The sequence below is a fragment of the Flavobacterium sp. NPDC079362 genome, assembly GCF_050267765.1.
In the GTDB taxonomy this organism is placed as follows: Bacteria; Bacteroidota; Bacteroidia; order Flavobacteriales; family Flavobacteriaceae; genus Flavobacterium; species Flavobacterium azizsancarii.
This window is the reverse complement of sequence record NZ_JBNNFM010000017.1, coordinates 67357-84443: the sequence shown is the minus strand read 5'-3', so window position 1 is coordinate 84443 and position 17087 is coordinate 67357. Positions and strand designations below refer to the sequence as shown.

Below are 17087 nucleotides of genomic sequence, written 5' to 3'. Positions count from 1 at the left end.
ATGAAAATTATTCTGGAAAGAAATTTAGATTTCAAACAATTTCAAAATTTAATTGCTTTGACTTTTGTCACGGGAATGATGTTTTTGGGAATGGTTAACTCGGTTGATTTTAAATCTTATTATAGTTTTGAGATCATTTTATTTTTTTTGACTGCAATCTTCATTTCGATCTTATTTACCAAGAAAGGTTTATTTATAGAAAACCATAAACTTTATAATGTAGTTTTTTTATTTGGATTCAAGCTTCGAAAAACCCTTATCGAGATCTCAGATTTTCAACAACTTTTTGTGACCCAAGGAAACCTTTCAACTAATTATGCGTATACTTACAACATAAAAGCATTACGTAATTGGGAGCCGGATTTAAACTATTCGATACGTTGTTTTAATATATTTACGGCTGACGAAAATAAAACTAATAAAAAAAAGATTTTGACTTTGACTAAACCTGAAAAAGTAAAATTGGCAATTGATTTTATCGTTAAAAACACAAAACTAAATTATTAGCAAAACCATACTATTAGTGCAACTACGACCCCCTGACTACGAAGTATTTCTTCTTAAAAATCATAATCACACCTGTAGAGTCTAAAAAGCTGACATTCCTAATTGGCGCAAGCCTTATGACAACCTAAAAAAAAATACATTGGCAGAAACATATTTGACATCAATAAAGAAAAAAGAATATTGGACATATTATGTTTTAGGGATTTTAGCCTTTTTATCTCTAGCCATATTCTGTTTTACTAAATATACGCCCGAAAATCATTCAAGAAACATCTGCCTTATTTTATCCATCGTATTTATAATTATCTCTTTAATTTGTAGTTATAATCTAATTTCAATAAAATCCTTTTGTATTGCAAACAACAATTTAACTGTTACGTTATATGGAAAAGTAATAAAAAATTATAATCTGAATGATGTGGAAAGTTGCACCCAAAAACAACATAAAGGAAGATATGAAAAATGGGAAACCTTAACATTGTATATTAAAACTGGTGAAAAAATAAAAATTTCAAGCAGTATTTATGATAATTATTTCGAACTAAAAAATGAACTTACAAGAAACAAAGTTCGAAATTTCAAGATCGAAGAATTAACGGAACAAAAATTCGGTTTAAAAGTAGCTTTGTTCTTATTACTAATAGGGTTTTTATTCCTTTTCGGTGCTTACAATTCATCACAAGTTAAAGATATCAACGTCCAAGATATTATTGTTTTTGGTGATAAAACTTCAGAACATATTCAATACATTAAAAATAAAAATAGCTATATCAAGATTAATGTAGAAAACTACCCTAATTTAAACTTCATAATAAATGGCAACGAGATAAATGCTACTTCTAGAAACGATTTAATGGATAAGATAAAAGTAGGAGATTCTATATTTATTGGAATTAATAAATCCGAATATAAACGAAAATTAATTAAAGTAGACTCCTTATCATTTGCTGACAAATATTTTTTTAATGAAAACATTAACATTGTTAGTTTAAAATCATCAAAAAAAGATTACTTAAAATTATCGGATGTAAATACTATTCAATCAGATCGTAAATATTGGAACTTTGTTATATTTGGCTTTTTCGGACTAATAATGATTCTGGCAGGAATATTTGGAATACAAAAATCAATAGAAAATCAGGATTTGTAATTAACATCACCAAAATTCCAAAATAAACGAACTAAAAACATCATGAAAAAACTATACTTTAACCTTTTATTACTAACGCTTTTTCCGTTGCATTCCTTTTGCCAACAAAACCTAGTTAATTCTTCTTCGATTAAGGAAGAGATAATAGATCACGAAGACGGAAAAATTGAAGACGGCAAGTACAAATGCAACTTATTCGATTGGCAAATTGAAATTCCCGAAGGCTTTATAATAACATCAAAAGAAAGAGCAAAAGAATTAGAAGACAAAGGTTACGAAGCTATGAAGGAACATGCCACAGAAGGAAAAAATATTACCCGAACTAGTACAACTTTAATCAGTTTTGAAAAAGACAAATTCAATATTTTCAGCGCCAACTACGAGTCTTTAATCGGTAAAAAAAAGATGACGTTTGATGAATACAAAGCTTTTATGCTTAAATTACTGGATGAAACCTATTCTGGTAAAGGAATAAAATATGACATTGCAAAAAGTGATTTAAAACTAGGTAAATATGACTTTAATAAAATTTTAGTTCATCTGTATCATCCTAAAACTGACGTACTAATTTTAACTCAGGAATTTTACAGTTCTTATATAAACAACCATTTGTATACGGCTGGTATCAACTATCAAAGCGAAGATTTAGGTTATATTCTAAGCTACAATTTTATTAAATCTTTTAAATCAGTGCAATAGTCATTCTTGGGTAAAAAACTCCCCGCTCTGCGATCGCCGTGGCGAAGTCTCCCGACTTCATGCCCACTTCAATAAACCACAAAGAAATAAAATCATATTATTGCAATAAACTTTAGGCAAAATAAAAAAAGCTACCAGAAAATAATTCCGGTAGCTTTTATAAAATAATGAAATCTTTGAACAAGCTTTTACAACTTTGCGTTCTTCGATAAGATATAATCGTTGTATTAAAGAGAACTTATATAAGTAGCACTTGTATCTTTATTTGGTTTCCAATTAGCATTTGAATACTCTACATCATCTACTATTATTTTAAGAGTAGGCGCGTTATCTAATAAATTAATTCCATTAATTTTTTTGTTATTACCATTTTTTAAATTTAATATAGTTAATAGATTGTTATTACAAGCAAAATAATTTCCCTCTACCGCCGCAACAAGCGGATTTTTAGAAAGATCTAAAGAAATCAATTTATTATAAGGACAATGAAAATTGGTTAGTTTTGGATTGTTGCTCAAATCCAAACCAGAAATAAGATTGTTTGGACAATATAATGTTACAAGGTTGACATTTTTACTAACATTTAATGTCGTTATTTTGTTTCCACTACATGTAATCATAAATAAAAGTGTGTTCGCACTCAAATCTAAGGTTGTTAGATTATTGCCATCACAAGATAGATTTTTTAGAGCTGCATTTTTAGAAAGGTCTAGCGTAGTTAGATTGTTGTTCTCTGTCCATAAGACTTCTAAAGCAGTATTTTTAGAAACATCTAACGCATTCAATTTACCACCTTCGCTAAATAGCTTTAATAGTGCTGTATTTTTAGATAAATCTATAGTAGTAATATTACCACTGAAACTTAATTCTTTTAATAAAGTATTCTTAGAGAGATCTAAAGTAGTTAGCGGATTTTTGCTACATTGTAATGTAGTCAAAGCAGTAAGATTTGAAAGATCTAAATTGGCGATTAAATTATCACTAATTTTTAATATTTCTAAAGCGGTATTTTTAGAAATATTTATTGTCGTTATTTTGTTGTATGAAACATTTATTTCTTTTAAGGCAAGATTTTTAGAAAGGTCTAATGATGTTAATCTTATATTAGAAGTAGTGTATAAGTTTGAATAAAAGAAACTTTCTAAAGCTTTAAAATCCTGAATCCCTGTGAGATCTGCAATGCCTGAATCATTTATATTCAACTCTTTAACCTTACTAATTTTATAAGTTGGTATACTTCCGTCAACAGGGGCAACATCATACCCATATTTAATTAATACTTCTTCAAATTTAGCATCTGGTATTAGGGTCTTTAGGGAAGGATCACCTCCCATAATTACCGATACATTTATTGTCTGTCCGGCTAGTACAACAGCTGGAGTAGTTTGACTAATATACAAAGGAAAGGAACTTACCAAACTAATGGTTCCTGCTGGTATGTTGCTAAATGTAAAATTACCATCAGCTCCAACAGTAGCACTTTTATCTTCCTGACCTGTTTGTTTTAAAATTACAGTTACGCCTACAAGATAATCACCATTTTCTACTGTAGTTATATTTCCTTTTACTGTACCAGGAGATGGTTTTATTACATCTGGAGCGTCATCTTTATTGCATGAAGTAGTTAAAGCAAATAGTGATAGAAATAAGAACAGGATCTTGCTTAATTTTTCAAATTTAAAAAATTCAATTGTGTAATGTTTTGTCATAGGTTTTGAGGTTAATTAGTTCGCATTTTTGCTAATTTCAAAACTAGGGTAATTAATAGACATTTTTTTACGGCTTCACGTAATGAACTTAAATTCAAACCAATTACTTTTGATAAAACCTTTTGATTCTTTTTTTTAACCAACAAAAAACCAAACTAATGAGACTATTACTAACAACCTTATTTTTAATTTTCAATCTAACAATATTCGCACAATCGAACAATTTCGCTGGCAATTATACGCGTTCACTAGACGAAGAAGGAAAACATATCATAGAATATAAACTGACCTTAAATCAGGACGGAACATTCGAATTTCATTCGTATTCGAAAATGCAGGGCGGAACTCCACCGGAAGTCAATAAATACGGAAAGGGAAAATGGAGTGCAAAAGATAATATGATTACTTTTTCTTCTAACAAAAATGAAGATTTTGATGAAAAATATACGCTGGATTTTAATAAATCAATGGCAAGATTCATAACCAAAAATCCAAGAGACAAAAGTGACAAAATAGTAAAAACAAAACTTCAGTTTTTAGAATCAGGAATTGACTGGATGGAAAGAATCGATGTTTTTAAAGTATAAATAATTCAATTTGTCATCAGTAAAAAAAAGCCACAAGAAAAACTTTTTGTGGCTTTTTTATAACAGGAAAAAATCAATCTTTGTGTAAACGGGAGACTTTGTTTTGCATACATATAAATTAACAATAATTTTATGAACGACCGTAATAAAATAAACATAAACCAGAAATGAAAAATATTATTACAATACTTCTTTTATTAAGCACTGCAATGTTTACAAGTTGTTATGGACAGACCAAACCCATTGGAGAAGAACCTTTAAACTTAGAAAGCTTTGATTTTGATACCAAGATATTAGACTTATATCCTGAGAAAAACAAGAGTAAAGAATATAACGGTTATTATGAAATAAAAGGAACGGTACATTCTCAATTGGTCGCAAAAGACACTACTTATATAAATGAATATTCAGAAAATAAAAAAGCAATTGGTTTAGAGTATTGTCAAAAAAGTTCAACCTCAATTGATACAATGGCAGTATTTGAAAATCAGCAGTTCCAGAAGGTTAATGTAGCCACAACAATAAATGGTACAATAAAAGTAATAAATGCTGTTGCTGATGAAATTACGTCAAAACAATGTGATGGATTAATTACCAAATTAGTCAAAAAATATGGCAAGCCTAAAAAATTGAAGAATAATTGGAATGAAACTTTTACAATATATGAGTGGACCACTAAAAACAAAATTATAAGGTTTGTGTCTGCTTTTGATGATGAAAGCACAACTATGAAAATAGTAATTCATAAAGAGAATAAAACGATTGCATCGGGAGAGAAAGAACCACACTATGTTGGTTATTTGTTCATCATCAACCCTTTATTAAAAGCCGAAGTTTTTGGTAAAATGAAAACAGGAGATTTTGTTTATCTTGACGAAAAAATGGACTAAAAACTACCTTCACAAAAAATGAAAAAAATTGTATTTAAGTTTTGGATAATTAATTTCCTGATAAGCGTTGCATTATTTTTTATCTATAATATGGTGATTGCAGCAACAAAAACGGTGGATGGAAATTTATTCGAAAAATTGATCCAGATTTTAGAACTGTTATTAAATATGGGATTTGCATTTATATATTTTATTGCGATGGCTATTTCTTCTTTTGTACTTCTTCTAAATTTGGTAGAAAAGATTAGAAATAATTTCTATCTGTCACTTTCAACATTTTTAGGAATACCACTATTTTGTTTTATCCTTATCATTAGTAATGTATTGATTGATATTCGCTTACATAATTTTACTATTTTGACAACGCTTGCCATTTTTTCAACAATTGGTTTGTTGCTTACCACAATACAATTTTTATTGTTCAGAAAAAGAATTAACAAAATACAAGTTCAATAAAAAAACTGCTTACAAAACGAGTTTTTGTATCAAACAGACTGAAGTTTAAAATTTAACAACCCTTTTTCAATTGAACTTTAGTAACAATATTGGCTTTATACTTCAATTTTTTGACTGATCGCAAAGTACCTAAATCATTATATACAAACACAATGAGACATTATATACTTACAACCATTTTACTTTTGGCTTTTTGTGCTTGTAATAACCTTGACAAACAAAAAAAGAATGTTGCAATAATCTCTAATGATAGTTTTTTGCAAGACAAAAATGACAGTACAAAGACAACAAAGCAAATTCTTAATAAATTATTACCGAGTGTTTTAGCATTAGCTAAAGCTGACACTTCCGCATTTTATTATGGTAAAAATGTAATCGAAAAAGACAGCTTATCGAGGCAATTATTAGTGGTTAAATAGTAACTTCGTCATCCAGTAACATGAATGGCAACTCGTGGAAAGAAATTTATTATTATTCAGACAAAACTAATACGATCAAATATGCAGGTTCGTTTTCAACTGACTATGAAGTAAAAAAACAAAAAAAGCAAATCGAAGAAACATACGAAGGCAGCTGGTATATGGATCAATCCAAAACACTTTATGAGTGGCGTAGCGAGAAGTTAGTTCCAATAAAACAAATTATCCTGGCTCACGAGCAAAATACTTATGAAAACGGAAAACTGACTTTTGAGTATTACGAAAATTCGATCAATGAAATTGAAGGACTGAAATTGAAATTTAAAGAACCTTACACCAGTGACAAAAAACAAAAAGATCTTTGGGACAATTTTTTTACCAAATAATAAAAGATTGCTTGCCTGTAACATAGCAACTTTTGTATAAATTCCCGACCACAGAAAAACATTTAAAAATCTGTACATCAGCTTAAAAAAAAAGTACCAAAATGAAAACACTTGTTCTTATATCAATTTTAGTATTCTGTCTTTCTTGTAATAACAAGAATACAAAAACAGTTGAAAAATCAGGCCATCCAAAAGAGGTAAAAAAAACAATTTATGAGACTAAAATTAAATCCGACAGTACTGTTATTAAAGATTTCCTAAATGAAGTTATGAAAGAAGAAGATATTCTTTTTAACGGAAAATTAAAAAGATATTTTTCTATAAGTGAATTTGAAGAAGTATTTGGAAAAGCAGACAGCATTAAATTAATATCAGAAGAGGGACCTTGCTTTTCTATTTTCGAAAACAAAGATGGAAGTTCAGATATGGAAGATAAATATCTGTATAAAGATGGTTCACGATTTGAAAACACAAAAGACAAAGTAGCCGTTGATAAATTTAGATTTACAGAAAATAATTTTATTTTGTTTAAAGGAATCAAATTAAACTCGTCTATACCAATAAGTGACTTACAAAAAATATTTCCGAATGCAACAAAAAGCATCGGAAATATGGATGTATATAAAGAAGGAAAACTACAAGTAATTCAGTTAAGAGAGGACGAAAATAATATTTATTACGGATACATAAATTTATTTATTAAAAATGGAAAATTATATTTTATGCATTGGTGGTATCCTTGTTAAAAATACCTAACATACAACATTGGCTCAGCTGAATTTAAAAAATACTCAAGAATAAAACACTAAATAAAAAAGCTACAAAAATTATTGCACTTTTTTGTAACCGGAAAAAACCAATCTTTGTCAAAACGGATTATATGTTTTATTATCTAAAAAAAAACTATAATTTTAAAAATATACAAATGAAAATACTATTGTTCCTTCTCTTTAACTTTTCATCTCTTTTTGCTCAAAATAAAAGTATTACAGTTTATAAAGAATATTATGAGAACAGTTCGGCAATTAAAGTTAAAGGTTTCATGTCTGACAAAGGCACTAAAGAGGGTTTATGGAACTCATATACAAAAAATGGTATGCTGGTAATAACAGGGAATTTTGAAAATAATCGAGAAATAGGTGTTTGGAAAGAATTTTACGACAGTGGAAAAATACTGAAAACCCTAAACTATATAAATGGGAAGAAAGCTTTGCAAAAATATTATTATGAAAACGGAACACTAATTTCTGAAACAGACTATATCAATGGAAAAAAGGAAGGTGAAGTAATTGTTTATTGGGAAAACGGAAAAATAAAATCCAAAGAGAATTATCTACATAATAATCAAATTGGTAAGTTCAGTGTTTTTTCTAAAAATGAAATTTTGGTAGTTGAAGGAACTTACTCAAACGACTCAAAAGAAATAGGAATTTGGAAATACAATTTCTCTGATGGAACCTTACGCCAAGAGATTGATTATACCTCAGAAATAGAAAAAAAAGAAACCACTTATGACAGTAGTGGGAAAATTACGGACATTAAGTACGAAAAACGATTATAGTATATTTTATAAGACACACTATCAATAAAAGCCAAAAAACATGCCCCAAACCACTACCGAAACATTAAAACCAAAACAACATTTTGAAATCCTGGACGGATTAAGAGGAGTAGCCGCTTTGGCAATTGTCTTTTTTCATTTTATGGAAATCGTTTATCCTCCCAAAGAAAATTTTATCGCCCACGGTTTCCTCGCAGTTGACTTTTTCTTTTGTCTCTCGGGATTTGTTATTGCTTACGCTTACAATGACCGTATTGACAAAATGAAACTTACCGACTTCTTTAAATTAAGATTAATCAGATTACATCCTTTGGTTGTTTTTGGCTCTGTATTGGGTTTGTTGACTTTTTTATTTGACCCGTTTGGCGGACATCCTGAAGCCTACGAAACCGGCAAAGTGATATTGATCTTTCTGGCTTCGGTTTTTCTAATTCCGTTTCCGGCAATGGCAGATCGTTATTTCAATTTATTTGGTTTAAATGCGCCTGGCTGGTCCTTGTTTTGGGAATATGTGGCTAATATTTTTTATGCCCTTTTTCTATACAAACTAAGCCGTCGTTCCCTTTTTATATTAACCCTTTTTGCAGCAGCAGGAATATGTTTTGTCAGTCATCGTGCGGGAGGTTCCCTAATGGGCGGATGGAGCGGAGAAACCTTTTGGGATGGCTGTGCCCGTATTTCGTACTCGTTTTTAGCAGGAATGCTCATCTACCGCTCCAATTGGATTATTAAATCAAAACTGGGGTTTATCGGTTTATCTGTATTATTGCTTTTAACGTTCTTTATCCCTTTTTCAGATTTCAATTGGCAAACAGAACCTTTTGTAGTACTACTCTATTTTCCATTACTGATCGTATTAGGCGCCGGAGCAACTCTAAAGCCCGTATTCAGAAAACTATGTATCTTCTTCGGAAAAATATCGTATCCGTTATACATGACGCATTACGCAGCCATGTGGATATTTGCCAACTATTACACCAAATATAAACCTGAAACAGGTCAACTGGCTTTGATTATGTTTATTGGAACATTGCTTTTATTAGGTGTTGCCTATTTGACAATGATTTTCTACGATATCCCTATTCGAAAATATCTTACGGATAGGAGAAAGAAGATTTAAAATACATTTCGCGTAAAGTTTTATTTAAAGCCACTGATTAAAAGGATTGAAGTGATTTTTTTGTTTCACGCAGATTTAAAAAAATATTTAAGCAGATGGTCGCAGATTTATAGAATCAAAATTAGATATGACTTAATTTGCACGATCTGCGCGAAAACAAAAAACTTTGCAACTCTGGGCGATTAAATTTTAAGCATATTAAACTTAGTAATCTGAGAATTTGGCGCAAAGTTCAAAATTTTAACACAGAAAAAAATTAAGTTTCGGCAAGATTAACAAAACTGCTTGAAAACTTTGCGCCTTCGAGCCTTTGCATGATTAATTTTCAATATCTTTTAATCCCACCACTTCCAATTGCATCCCAAAACTCCAATTCAAAAAAAATATAAAGAATATTTGCGTCTCTGATCCCGATAGCCATCGAGATTCGAGATCGTAATATAAAAAAAAGTGCCTTAGTGGTAAAAACAAATAAACTAATGAAAGTAAAAAACTTATTGATCCTGATTTTTCTAATATTTACAAAACAGGTAAAATCTCAAAATAAGATTGATGGAATTTTCAAAATAAAAATTGAAGAATCTATGATTTCGAGAGGAGACAATTTTCCTGATTTTGAAGTACAAAAAGATAGTTTAGATAAGCTTTTATTTGCGCTTCATAAAGGTTTCTCCCTAAACAATTTTCAAGATTTCGCAAAGTTTGATGATGAAAAAATGTCAAAGTTAATCGCCTTTTTAGAATCTAAAAATTGGCTTCATAAGATCAATAATCAATACAAACCCACCGTTTTTATTTCTGATGCAAAAGACGGAGAGTTACTTTATAAATATGCAAAACCAATTTCAAAAAAAATAACTAAATCAATCTTTAAAAAATTACCGGAAATAAAATCGTTATTCGAAAAAACGGCAATTTCAAAAACTGAAAGTTTTGAAAAATGGTCCTTTCTTATTTTAAGTGATGTCTTACTGGATTCCTGGCAAATTAATAATGTAGAAAAAGAATTTCTTAAACAAAACAACAGGCCTTTAAGAAATGGAAACCATTATTATTTCAGAATCAGCGAAAATACAAATTCGCAAATTGAATCTTTTGGAATTTACGGTAATCAAACGAAGGAAATTGATAATAAATATATCAGTGTTTATGGCAATAACAGAAACAATCTGAAAACTGCCTCGATCGAAAATAATATTACGAAATCAGCAAAAAGACCTATGTAAAATTAGGTTACAACAAAGAGATCTCTTTTGAAGAATTTTTTATTTGGCGGTATCATTTCATTTATACACAATCGACAAACGAAATGAACAAAAATGGAATTCTAACAATCCCGGCATATGGCAATTTTGAATATATTTTAGAAGAATAAACAAATACTCAAAGAAATATTCCTTTTGGCAAGATTGAAAAAAAATCACTTCACACAGATTATACAGATTAAAGTTTTCTTTCACGCAGATTTAAAAAGATTGAAGCACATGCTCGCAGATTTATATAATCAAATTTAAATCTGCCTTAATCTGCACGATCTGCGTGAAATAAAGAAAAAAAATTGCGTCTTTGCTCCCGATAACTATCAGGATTGCGCGATTAAAAAAACCTTTGTCCCTTTGCCTGTTTGCCACTTTGTCCCTATATAATTTCAATACCAATTTCTAAATCCCTAATTTCGCATTCAAATAAGAAGGAGAAAAATGAAGGTCTGTATTGCTGAAAAACCAAGTGTAGCACGCGAAATCGCATCCGTTTTGGGAGCCAATACCAAACATGATGGATATTTTGAAGGAAACGGTTATGCGGTGACCTACACATTTGGGCATTTATGTACCTTAAAAGAACCAAACGACTATAAACCGCACTGGAAAAGCTGGGATTTGAACAACTTACCTATGCTTCCGGAGAAATTCGAAACCAAAGTAGTTCAGAATTCAGGAATCCAAAAACAGTTCAAAATTGTAAAAAGCTTATTCGACAAAGCCGAGTTGGTCATTAACTGCGGGGATGCCGGGCAAGAAGGAGAACTGATTCAGCGTTGGGTTATGAACGAAGCCAATTACAAAGGCGAAGTACAGCGTTTATGGATTTCGTCCTTAACAACCGAAGCGATAAAAGAAGGTTTCGAAAACTTAAAACCCTCTGAAAACTACGATAATTTATTCTACGCCGGATTTTCAAGAGCCATTGGCGACTGGTTATTGGGTATGAATGCCACACGATTATACACCGTAAAACATGGTGGATACAAACAAGTTTTGTCTATTGGCCGTGTACAAACGCCCACATTGGCAATGGTTGTAGATCGCTGGAAAGAAATTGAAAATTTTAAACCTCAACCCTATTGGGAATTACAGACTCTATACAGAGAAACCCTTTTTAGTTATGAAGATGGTCGTTTCCTGAAAAAAGAAGATGGAGAATTATTAGCCAATAAAGTCAAAGAAAGCGAATTCGAAATTGTTTCGGTCGAGAAAAAGAACGGAAATGAGTTTGCGCCTAAACTATTTGATTTAACGGGTTTACAAGTATATTGCAATACCAAGTTTGGGTTTTCGGCAGATGAAACGCTTAAAATCGTGCAGACTTTGTACGAGCAAAAAGTAGTGACGTATCCCAGAGTTGATACGACTTTTCTACCCAATGACATTTATCCGAAAGTACCGGGAATTTTGCAAAAATTAACCAAATACGCCGAATTAGCGCAACCTCTTTTAGAAAAAAAGATTAAAAAATCACCTAAGGTTTTCAACGATAAAAAAGTTACGGATCACCATGCTATTATTCCAACCGGAATAGAAAGTAATTTACAATACAATCAGCAGCAGGTTTACGATATTATTACAAGACGTTTTATTGCCGTTTTTTATGATGATTGTCTGGTGGCCAATACTACAGTAATTGGAAAAGCAGCCGAAGTACACTTTAAAACCACCGGAAAAGAAATCCTAAAAAAAGGATTCCGTGTTGTTTTTGAAGACCCGAATGCCAAAGAAAAAGAAGCCGATTTGTTACCGAGTTTTGTTGTGGGAGAAAAAGGTCCGCACGAACCTTCGTTTTTAGAAAAAGAGACCAAACCACCCAATCAGTTTACGGAGGCAACTTTACTGCGTGCCATGGAAACTGCAGGAAAACAAGTAGATGACGAAGATTTGCGAGAATTGATGAAAGAAAATGGTATTGGTCGTCCGTCTACACGTGCGAATATTATCGAAACACTTTTTAAACGTCAGTACATTGTTCGAAATAAAAAACAGGTTTTACCAACACCAACAGGGATTCAGCTTATTGATACGATTCAGAATGAATTGATCAAATCGGCTGAATTGACAGGTTCCTGGGAGAAGCAGCTTAAAGATATCGAAAAAGGCACTTTTACCGCTGGAGCGTTTATCAAAAACATGAAGCGAATGGTCGAGGCTTTGGTTACCGAAGTACGAAGCGAAACCCGACATGCTAATATTTCGCATGCTGCCGCTACTCAAAAAGAAGTAGTGAAAGTTGAAAAAAAGAAAGCTGCAGGAATTCTGGCTGAAACTTGTCCGAAGTGCCAGAAAGCAACTCTTATAAAAGGAAAATCAGCCTACGGATGTGGAAACTATAAAGCAGGTTGTGATTTTTTACTACCGAATACTTTTGCAGAGAAAAAAATATCCGAAAACCAATATTTAAGATTGGTTCAAAAAGGATCAACCGTAAACATAAAAGGTTTCAAAACCGATGAAGGAATTGTTGAAGGCTTGATTCGTTTTGAAGAAAACTACAAACTAAAATTAGAAGTCAAAAAAACAGCTCTAAAAGCCAAACCTGTCGCAACAACAGATTCTGATGCCTTAACGTGCCCAAAATGTAAAAAAGGAACGATCATGAAAGGAAAAACGGCTTATGGTTGTGGAGATTATAAACTGGGTTGTGATTTTAAAGTGACTTTTGATGATGTTAGGGCAAAACTAAAAAATCAAAAACCTACTAAGGAATTGGTATACGCTATATTGAGCGAGAGTATATAATTTTTTTAGCCACGAATTGCACAAATTAGCACGAATTTTTTTTTACGCAGATTTAAAAAGATTTAATTTTGATTTAATTATATAAATCTGTGAGAATCTGCTCAAATCTTTTTAAATCTGCGTGAAATAAAATCATTTCAATTTATAGCGAGTTTTCTATTTACAATTTGAATAATAATTCGTGGAAATTAGTGCAATTCGTGACAAACTTTTTTTTAATATCTTAGCTTCTCAATTTAACATCAAAAACCGTAAATATGTTTCAGAAAATTACTCTTTTAATGCTTTTAGTTACCGTTATTTCTTGTCAAAAAAAAGAATCTGTAGAAAAAGATAAAATCAAAATAGCAGATTGGCTTATCGGAAACTGGGAAAACAAATCTCCGGATGGTGTTATAACAGAAAGCTGGACAAGACTTAACGATAGCTCTTTTACTGCCTCTTCTTATTTTATTAAAGGAAAAGATACTTTGCATTTCGAAACCATTGTTTTAGCTCAAAAAGGAGAAACACTGACTTATTTTGCAACCGTAAAAGGTCAGAATGATGATAAACCGGTAGCATTTCCTTCAACCGCCGAATCTGACAAGCAATTGGTTTTCGAAAATCCAAAACACGATTATCCTCAAAAAATCACTTACACAAAAGGAGCTGATAATACTTTGACTGCAGAAATTTCAGGAAAATTAGATGGAAAAGTAAGTTCTGAAAAATTTGTTTTGGTTAAGAAATAATGATCTCACGAAGTCTTTTTTTGACGCGTATAATCATAATTTAATTTGACTTTTTTTAATGCACATAATCGTAATCGAATTTGATATTTTTTTTAACTGGACTTCAGTCCAGCCCTAGAATATTGGTCGAGCCTACGGCTTTTTTTGGAGTCTTAAAATTTCTTAGGAATCGATTATAGTATAGCAATGTCTGAAACTTCGGGATTATAATTAGACTTATAAAAGCTTCTTATTAATCTAATTTCAACCAAACTCTAGTATATAAAGAACCTTCGGTTCGATTCATTTTGTAAGGCTGGACTTTAGTCCAGCGCAAAAAAGTCGATAAAAAAAAACTACTCATTCTCCCCAATCTTATTCACCATCAAAATCATCAGGATACCTAAAAGTGCCATGATCAAAAACGCCCATTTCATACTTAAGTATTCAGAGATAAACCCCACCATTGGCGGCACCAATAAAAAACCAAGGTAACCAATAGTAGAAATCGATGTTAATGCAGAACCACTGCTTAGTTTCGACGATCTTCCGGCAATACTAAATACTAACGGAACCACACATGAAACCCCAACGCCAATTAATACATATCCAAAAATTGTTGGGTAAATAAAAGGCAATAGAAAACAAACTAAAAACCCTACAGTGATAAAAATACCACTGTAAAGCAAGATTCGTTTCGTACCAAACTTCATCACTCCATAATCGCCAAACAAGCGTCCTAAGGTTACCGCAGTAGCGAAAAATACAAATGCAGCACTGGTTAACTTTGGAGAAGCGTGCAGTATATTTTCAAAATAGATCCCACTCCAGTCGTACATCGTATTTTCGCAAGCCATAGAGACAAAGCAAATTATGGCAAACTTGACCAGATTTTTTTCCGGCATCGAAAAGAACTTCTTTTTTACCGGTACAGGCTGATTATGAATACTCAATGGATAAAAACAAGCCGTAAGACCGAGCATAAAAATACTTACTCCCAATAAATGTTCTGATGGTGCAATATGCTTGGTTACCATAACATATCCTAAACCAGCTCCTGCAAAAACGGCAATACTCCAAACGGCATGAAAACGGGTTATGATCGATTGCGGATATAATTTTTGAACCTCAAGCGATTGTGCATTAATAGACAGATTGAAAATATTACGAGATGCCCCAAAGATTAAAAGGATAATCACCAATTGCCATACAAAAGCAGCTAAACCAGGCAAAGCCAATACAATATTAAACATGATGGCTCCTAACAGCATCACATACCGACTACTGTATTTATTTAATAGTTTTCCTGTAAACGGCATTGTGAGCATTAAACCAATCGGAAAAGCAAATAAAACAGTTCCAAACTGAGCTTCAGATAAATGCAACTGTGCTTTTATATGCGGAATTCGGGAGACCCACGAAGAATATCCAAATCCGGAAAGGAAAAAAAATACAGTGTTGGCTATACGGAATCCCCTGGGGGTGTTTTGTAATTTTTTAAAAAAGGGTAAAATCATGAAGAGCATTTCTTTATAAGGCTACAAAATTAAGGTTTTGAAGTGTAACTTCTACCCTTTTCATGTTTTTTAATAAAAGCCCGAAAATATTATTTGTCTTGTTATTTTGAATAAATTCTAAAATAAAATTGACAAAATATGGCAATAGGCAGATTAAATCAAGTCTTTGCAAAACCAATTAAAGAGTTCAGAATTTGATACAGGTGCAAATTATTTAGATAAAATTCTATGTTCGAAAACAATGATTTTTTACATTTCATCGTGCATAATGCTAAGCTAATTTATCATGACCAGAAGTGCTTTTGATCTGGGAGAAAAGTCAAGATTATAACAAACGAAATTGTATTGTTACTCTTTTTTTAAGTTTTTATTTTTAATTATTCTAAATAAGACTTAAGTTTGTGAAAAATATTTTAATTAATAAAATTTAAACTTCATCCTATGAAATCTAAAACTTTAAAATCAATAGCATTTTTACTTTTAATGTTGGTTGCCACCCCACAATTATTTGCTCACGCTCTCTGGATCGAAACCAAAGCTACCGGAACAAAAGGAAAAGCTCAGGAAATTTCAGTTTATTTTGGAGAATTTTCAGATAATGACATTACAAAAGCAGACAAATGGTTCTCTGATTTGAAGGACTTTACTTTGGTATTGGTTTCTCCTTCAAAAAAGGAAACAAAACTTACTTCAAAAGCTTTAGACAATAAATATCAAGCGTTTTTTACTCCGGATGAAGATGGAGTTTATACTGTTGTAATGCACCACAAGGTAAAAGATGTTTACGGAACTATGGTTTTAGATTACAATTCAAGCGCTACTGTTGTAGTTGGAAATAAAACTGCAGGAAATTATGCAACTGCCAACAATAATGTTATTGGTGTGTTTAGCGAAAATGCTGACATAGCAAAAAAGAATGTCAAAATTGATGGTTTTGCATTATATGAAGGTGTTGCTGCAAAAGAGCAAAAAATAAAAGTAATTGCTCCCAATGGTTGGGAAAAAGAATTATGGACAAACGACAAAGGTCAATTTTCATTTACACCAATCTGGACTGGAAATTATATGGTAGAATTTGCTTATACTGAGAAAGCTGCCGGAGAACACAATGGCAAAAAATACGATGAAATCTGGAAAATGGCTACTTACTTTGTTACAGTTAAATAATTTTCAAACTGCTTTTTTCAGCTAAAAAATAAAGAAATTTTTCTTCACTCAAAACCTTGTTCTCTTAACAAGGTTTTTTTGTACAAAGACGTGACATAATTCAAAATATTATTTAGAACTATTCTTTATTAATAAAGAATTAAAATCGGAATAGCAAAATCTTAAGCTAATCTTAATAAAAAACTAAGAAAGATTT

The 17087-nt window shown here is 31.4% G+C and carries 17 protein-coding genes; 15 read left to right on the top strand and 2 right to left on the bottom strand.

The features are described from left to right. The 3 genes from ACQKCJ_RS15180 to ACQKCJ_RS15170 all read left to right on the top strand — a co-directional run bounded on the left by ACQKCJ_RS15180 (position 1) and on the right by ACQKCJ_RS15170 (position 2356). The gene (locus tag ACQKCJ_RS15180) at positions 1-507 is read left to right on the top strand and encodes a hypothetical protein (RefSeq protein ID WP_271335841.1); all 507 of its coding nucleotides are present in this window, start codon (positions 1-3) and stop codon (positions 505-507) included. A 139-nt stretch (positions 508-646) separates the two neighbouring features. Then, a complete protein-coding gene (locus ACQKCJ_RS15175; protein ID WP_271335840.1) occupies positions 647-1657 on the top strand; it encodes a hypothetical protein in 1011 nt (336 codons plus the stop codon). Between the two features lie 42 nt (positions 1658-1699). Beyond that, a complete protein-coding gene (locus ACQKCJ_RS15170; protein WP_271335839.1) occupies positions 1700-2356 on the top strand; it encodes a hypothetical protein in 657 nt (218 codons plus the stop codon). Positions 2357-2583: 227 nt separating this feature from the next. On the opposite strand, the gene ACQKCJ_RS15165 is transcribed toward ACQKCJ_RS15170, so the two are convergent. Then, positions 2584-4065 (bottom strand): carboxypeptidase regulatory-like domain-containing protein, encoded by a 1482-nt coding sequence (locus ACQKCJ_RS15165; RefSeq protein WP_427402333.1) that lies wholly within the window; start codon positions 4063-4065, stop codon positions 2584-2586. Positions 4066-4223: 158 nt separating this feature from the next. Between ACQKCJ_RS15165 and ACQKCJ_RS15160 the strand changes: the two genes are divergently transcribed. The 11 genes from ACQKCJ_RS15160 (at position 4224) to ACQKCJ_RS15110 (ending at position 14228) form a co-directional block, all read left to right on the top strand. Next, the gene (locus ACQKCJ_RS15160) at positions 4224-4652 is read left to right on the top strand and encodes a copper resistance protein NlpE N-terminal domain-containing protein (protein WP_271335837.1); all 429 of its coding nucleotides are present in this window, start codon (positions 4224-4226) and stop codon (positions 4650-4652) included. 167 nt (positions 4653-4819) lie between these two features. Beyond that, positions 4820-5542: a hypothetical protein gene (locus ACQKCJ_RS15155; protein ID WP_271335836.1), complete on the top strand. Its 723-nt coding sequence runs from the start codon at positions 4820-4822 to the stop codon at positions 5540-5542. A gap of 18 nt (positions 5543-5560) precedes the next feature. Then, positions 5561-5998, top strand: a complete 438-nt coding sequence (locus ACQKCJ_RS15150; protein WP_271335835.1) for a hypothetical protein — start codon at positions 5561-5563, stop codon at positions 5996-5998. Between the two features lie 152 nt (positions 5999-6150). After that, a complete protein-coding gene (locus ACQKCJ_RS15145; protein WP_427402332.1) occupies positions 6151-6417 on the top strand; it encodes a hypothetical protein in 267 nt (88 codons plus the stop codon). A 20-nt stretch (positions 6418-6437) separates the two neighbouring features. After that, complete coding sequence (locus ACQKCJ_RS15140; RefSeq protein ID WP_271335833.1) at positions 6438-6803, top strand: hypothetical protein; 366 nt, start codon at positions 6438-6440, stop codon at positions 6801-6803. Between the two features lie 101 nt (positions 6804-6904). Next, positions 6905-7549: a hypothetical protein gene (locus ACQKCJ_RS15135; protein WP_271335832.1), complete on the top strand. Its 645-nt coding sequence runs from the start codon at positions 6905-6907 to the stop codon at positions 7547-7549. Positions 7550-7683: 134 nt separating this feature from the next. Continuing rightward, positions 7684-8364, top strand: coding sequence for a toxin-antitoxin system YwqK family antitoxin (locus tag ACQKCJ_RS15130; RefSeq protein WP_427402331.1), 681 nt, complete (start codon positions 7684-7686; stop codon positions 8362-8364). Positions 8365-8404: 40 nt separating this feature from the next. Then, positions 8405-9484, top strand: coding sequence for an acyltransferase family protein (locus ACQKCJ_RS15125; protein WP_271335830.1), 1080 nt, complete (start codon positions 8405-8407; stop codon positions 9482-9484). Between the two features lie 479 nt (positions 9485-9963). Next, the gene (locus ACQKCJ_RS15120; protein ID WP_271335829.1) at positions 9964-10710 is read left to right on the top strand and encodes a hypothetical protein; all 747 of its coding nucleotides are present in this window, start codon (positions 9964-9966) and stop codon (positions 10708-10710) included. Positions 10711-11184: 474 nt separating this feature from the next. After that, positions 11185-13494 (top strand): type IA DNA topoisomerase, encoded by a 2310-nt coding sequence (locus tag ACQKCJ_RS15115; RefSeq protein WP_271335828.1) that lies wholly within the window; start codon positions 11185-11187, stop codon positions 13492-13494. 257 nt (positions 13495-13751) lie between these two features. Further along, positions 13752-14228 carry a DUF6265 family protein gene (locus ACQKCJ_RS15110; RefSeq protein WP_271335827.1) on the top strand — a complete coding sequence of 159 codons (477 nt, stop codon included), beginning with the start codon at positions 13752-13754 and terminating at the stop codon, positions 14226-14228. Between the two features lie 335 nt (positions 14229-14563). Here ACQKCJ_RS15110 and ACQKCJ_RS15105 read toward each other — a convergent pair whose 3' ends face one another. Beyond that, entirely contained in the window at positions 14564-15724 is a 1161-nt protein-coding gene (locus tag ACQKCJ_RS15105; protein WP_271335826.1) for an MFS transporter, read from the bottom strand. A 441-nt stretch (positions 15725-16165) separates the two neighbouring features. On the opposite strand from ACQKCJ_RS15105, the gene ACQKCJ_RS15100 reads away from it, so the two are divergent. Then, positions 16166-16891, top strand: a complete 726-nt coding sequence (locus tag ACQKCJ_RS15100) for a hypothetical protein (RefSeq protein ID WP_271335825.1) — start codon at positions 16166-16168, stop codon at positions 16889-16891. Positions 16892-17087 lie beyond the last annotated feature (196 nt).

Coding starts and splice junctions, on each gene's coding strand:
- ACQKCJ_RS15180 (WP_271335841.1), top strand. CDS start 1: ATGAAAATTATTCTGGAAAGAAATTTAGATTTCAAACAATTTCAAAAT.
- ACQKCJ_RS15170 (WP_271335839.1), top strand. CDS start 1,700: ATGAAAAAACTATACTTTAACCTTTTATTACTAACGCTTTTTCCGTTG.
- ACQKCJ_RS15165 (WP_427402333.1), bottom strand. CDS start 4,065: ATGACAAAACATTACACAATTGAATTTTTTAAATTTGAAAAATTAAGC.
- ACQKCJ_RS15160 (WP_271335837.1), top strand. CDS start 4,224: ATGAGACTATTACTAACAACCTTATTTTTAATTTTCAATCTAACAATA.
- ACQKCJ_RS15155 (WP_271335836.1), top strand. CDS start 4,820: ATGAAAAATATTATTACAATACTTCTTTTATTAAGCACTGCAATGTTT.
- ACQKCJ_RS15150 (WP_271335835.1), top strand. CDS start 5,561: ATGAAAAAAATTGTATTTAAGTTTTGGATAATTAATTTCCTGATAAGC.
- ACQKCJ_RS15145 (WP_427402332.1), top strand. CDS start 6,151: ATGAGACATTATATACTTACAACCATTTTACTTTTGGCTTTTTGTGCT.
- ACQKCJ_RS15140 (WP_271335833.1), top strand. CDS start 6,438: ATGAATGGCAACTCGTGGAAAGAAATTTATTATTATTCAGACAAAACT.
- ACQKCJ_RS15135 (WP_271335832.1), top strand. CDS start 6,905: ATGAAAACACTTGTTCTTATATCAATTTTAGTATTCTGTCTTTCTTGT.
- ACQKCJ_RS15130 (WP_427402331.1), top strand. CDS start 7,684: ATGTTTTATTATCTAAAAAAAAACTATAATTTTAAAAATATACAAATG.
- ACQKCJ_RS15125 (WP_271335830.1), top strand. CDS start 8,405: ATGCCCCAAACCACTACCGAAACATTAAAACCAAAACAACATTTTGAA.
- ACQKCJ_RS15120 (WP_271335829.1), top strand. CDS start 9,964: ATGAAAGTAAAAAACTTATTGATCCTGATTTTTCTAATATTTACAAAA.
- ACQKCJ_RS15115 (WP_271335828.1), top strand. CDS start 11,185: ATGAAGGTCTGTATTGCTGAAAAACCAAGTGTAGCACGCGAAATCGCA.
- ACQKCJ_RS15110 (WP_271335827.1), top strand. CDS start 13,752: ATGTTTCAGAAAATTACTCTTTTAATGCTTTTAGTTACCGTTATTTCT.
- ACQKCJ_RS15105 (WP_271335826.1), bottom strand. CDS start 15,724: ATGATTTTACCCTTTTTTAAAAAATTACAAAACACCCCCAGGGGATTC.
- ACQKCJ_RS15100 (WP_271335825.1), top strand. CDS start 16,166: ATGAAATCTAAAACTTTAAAATCAATAGCATTTTTACTTTTAATGTTG.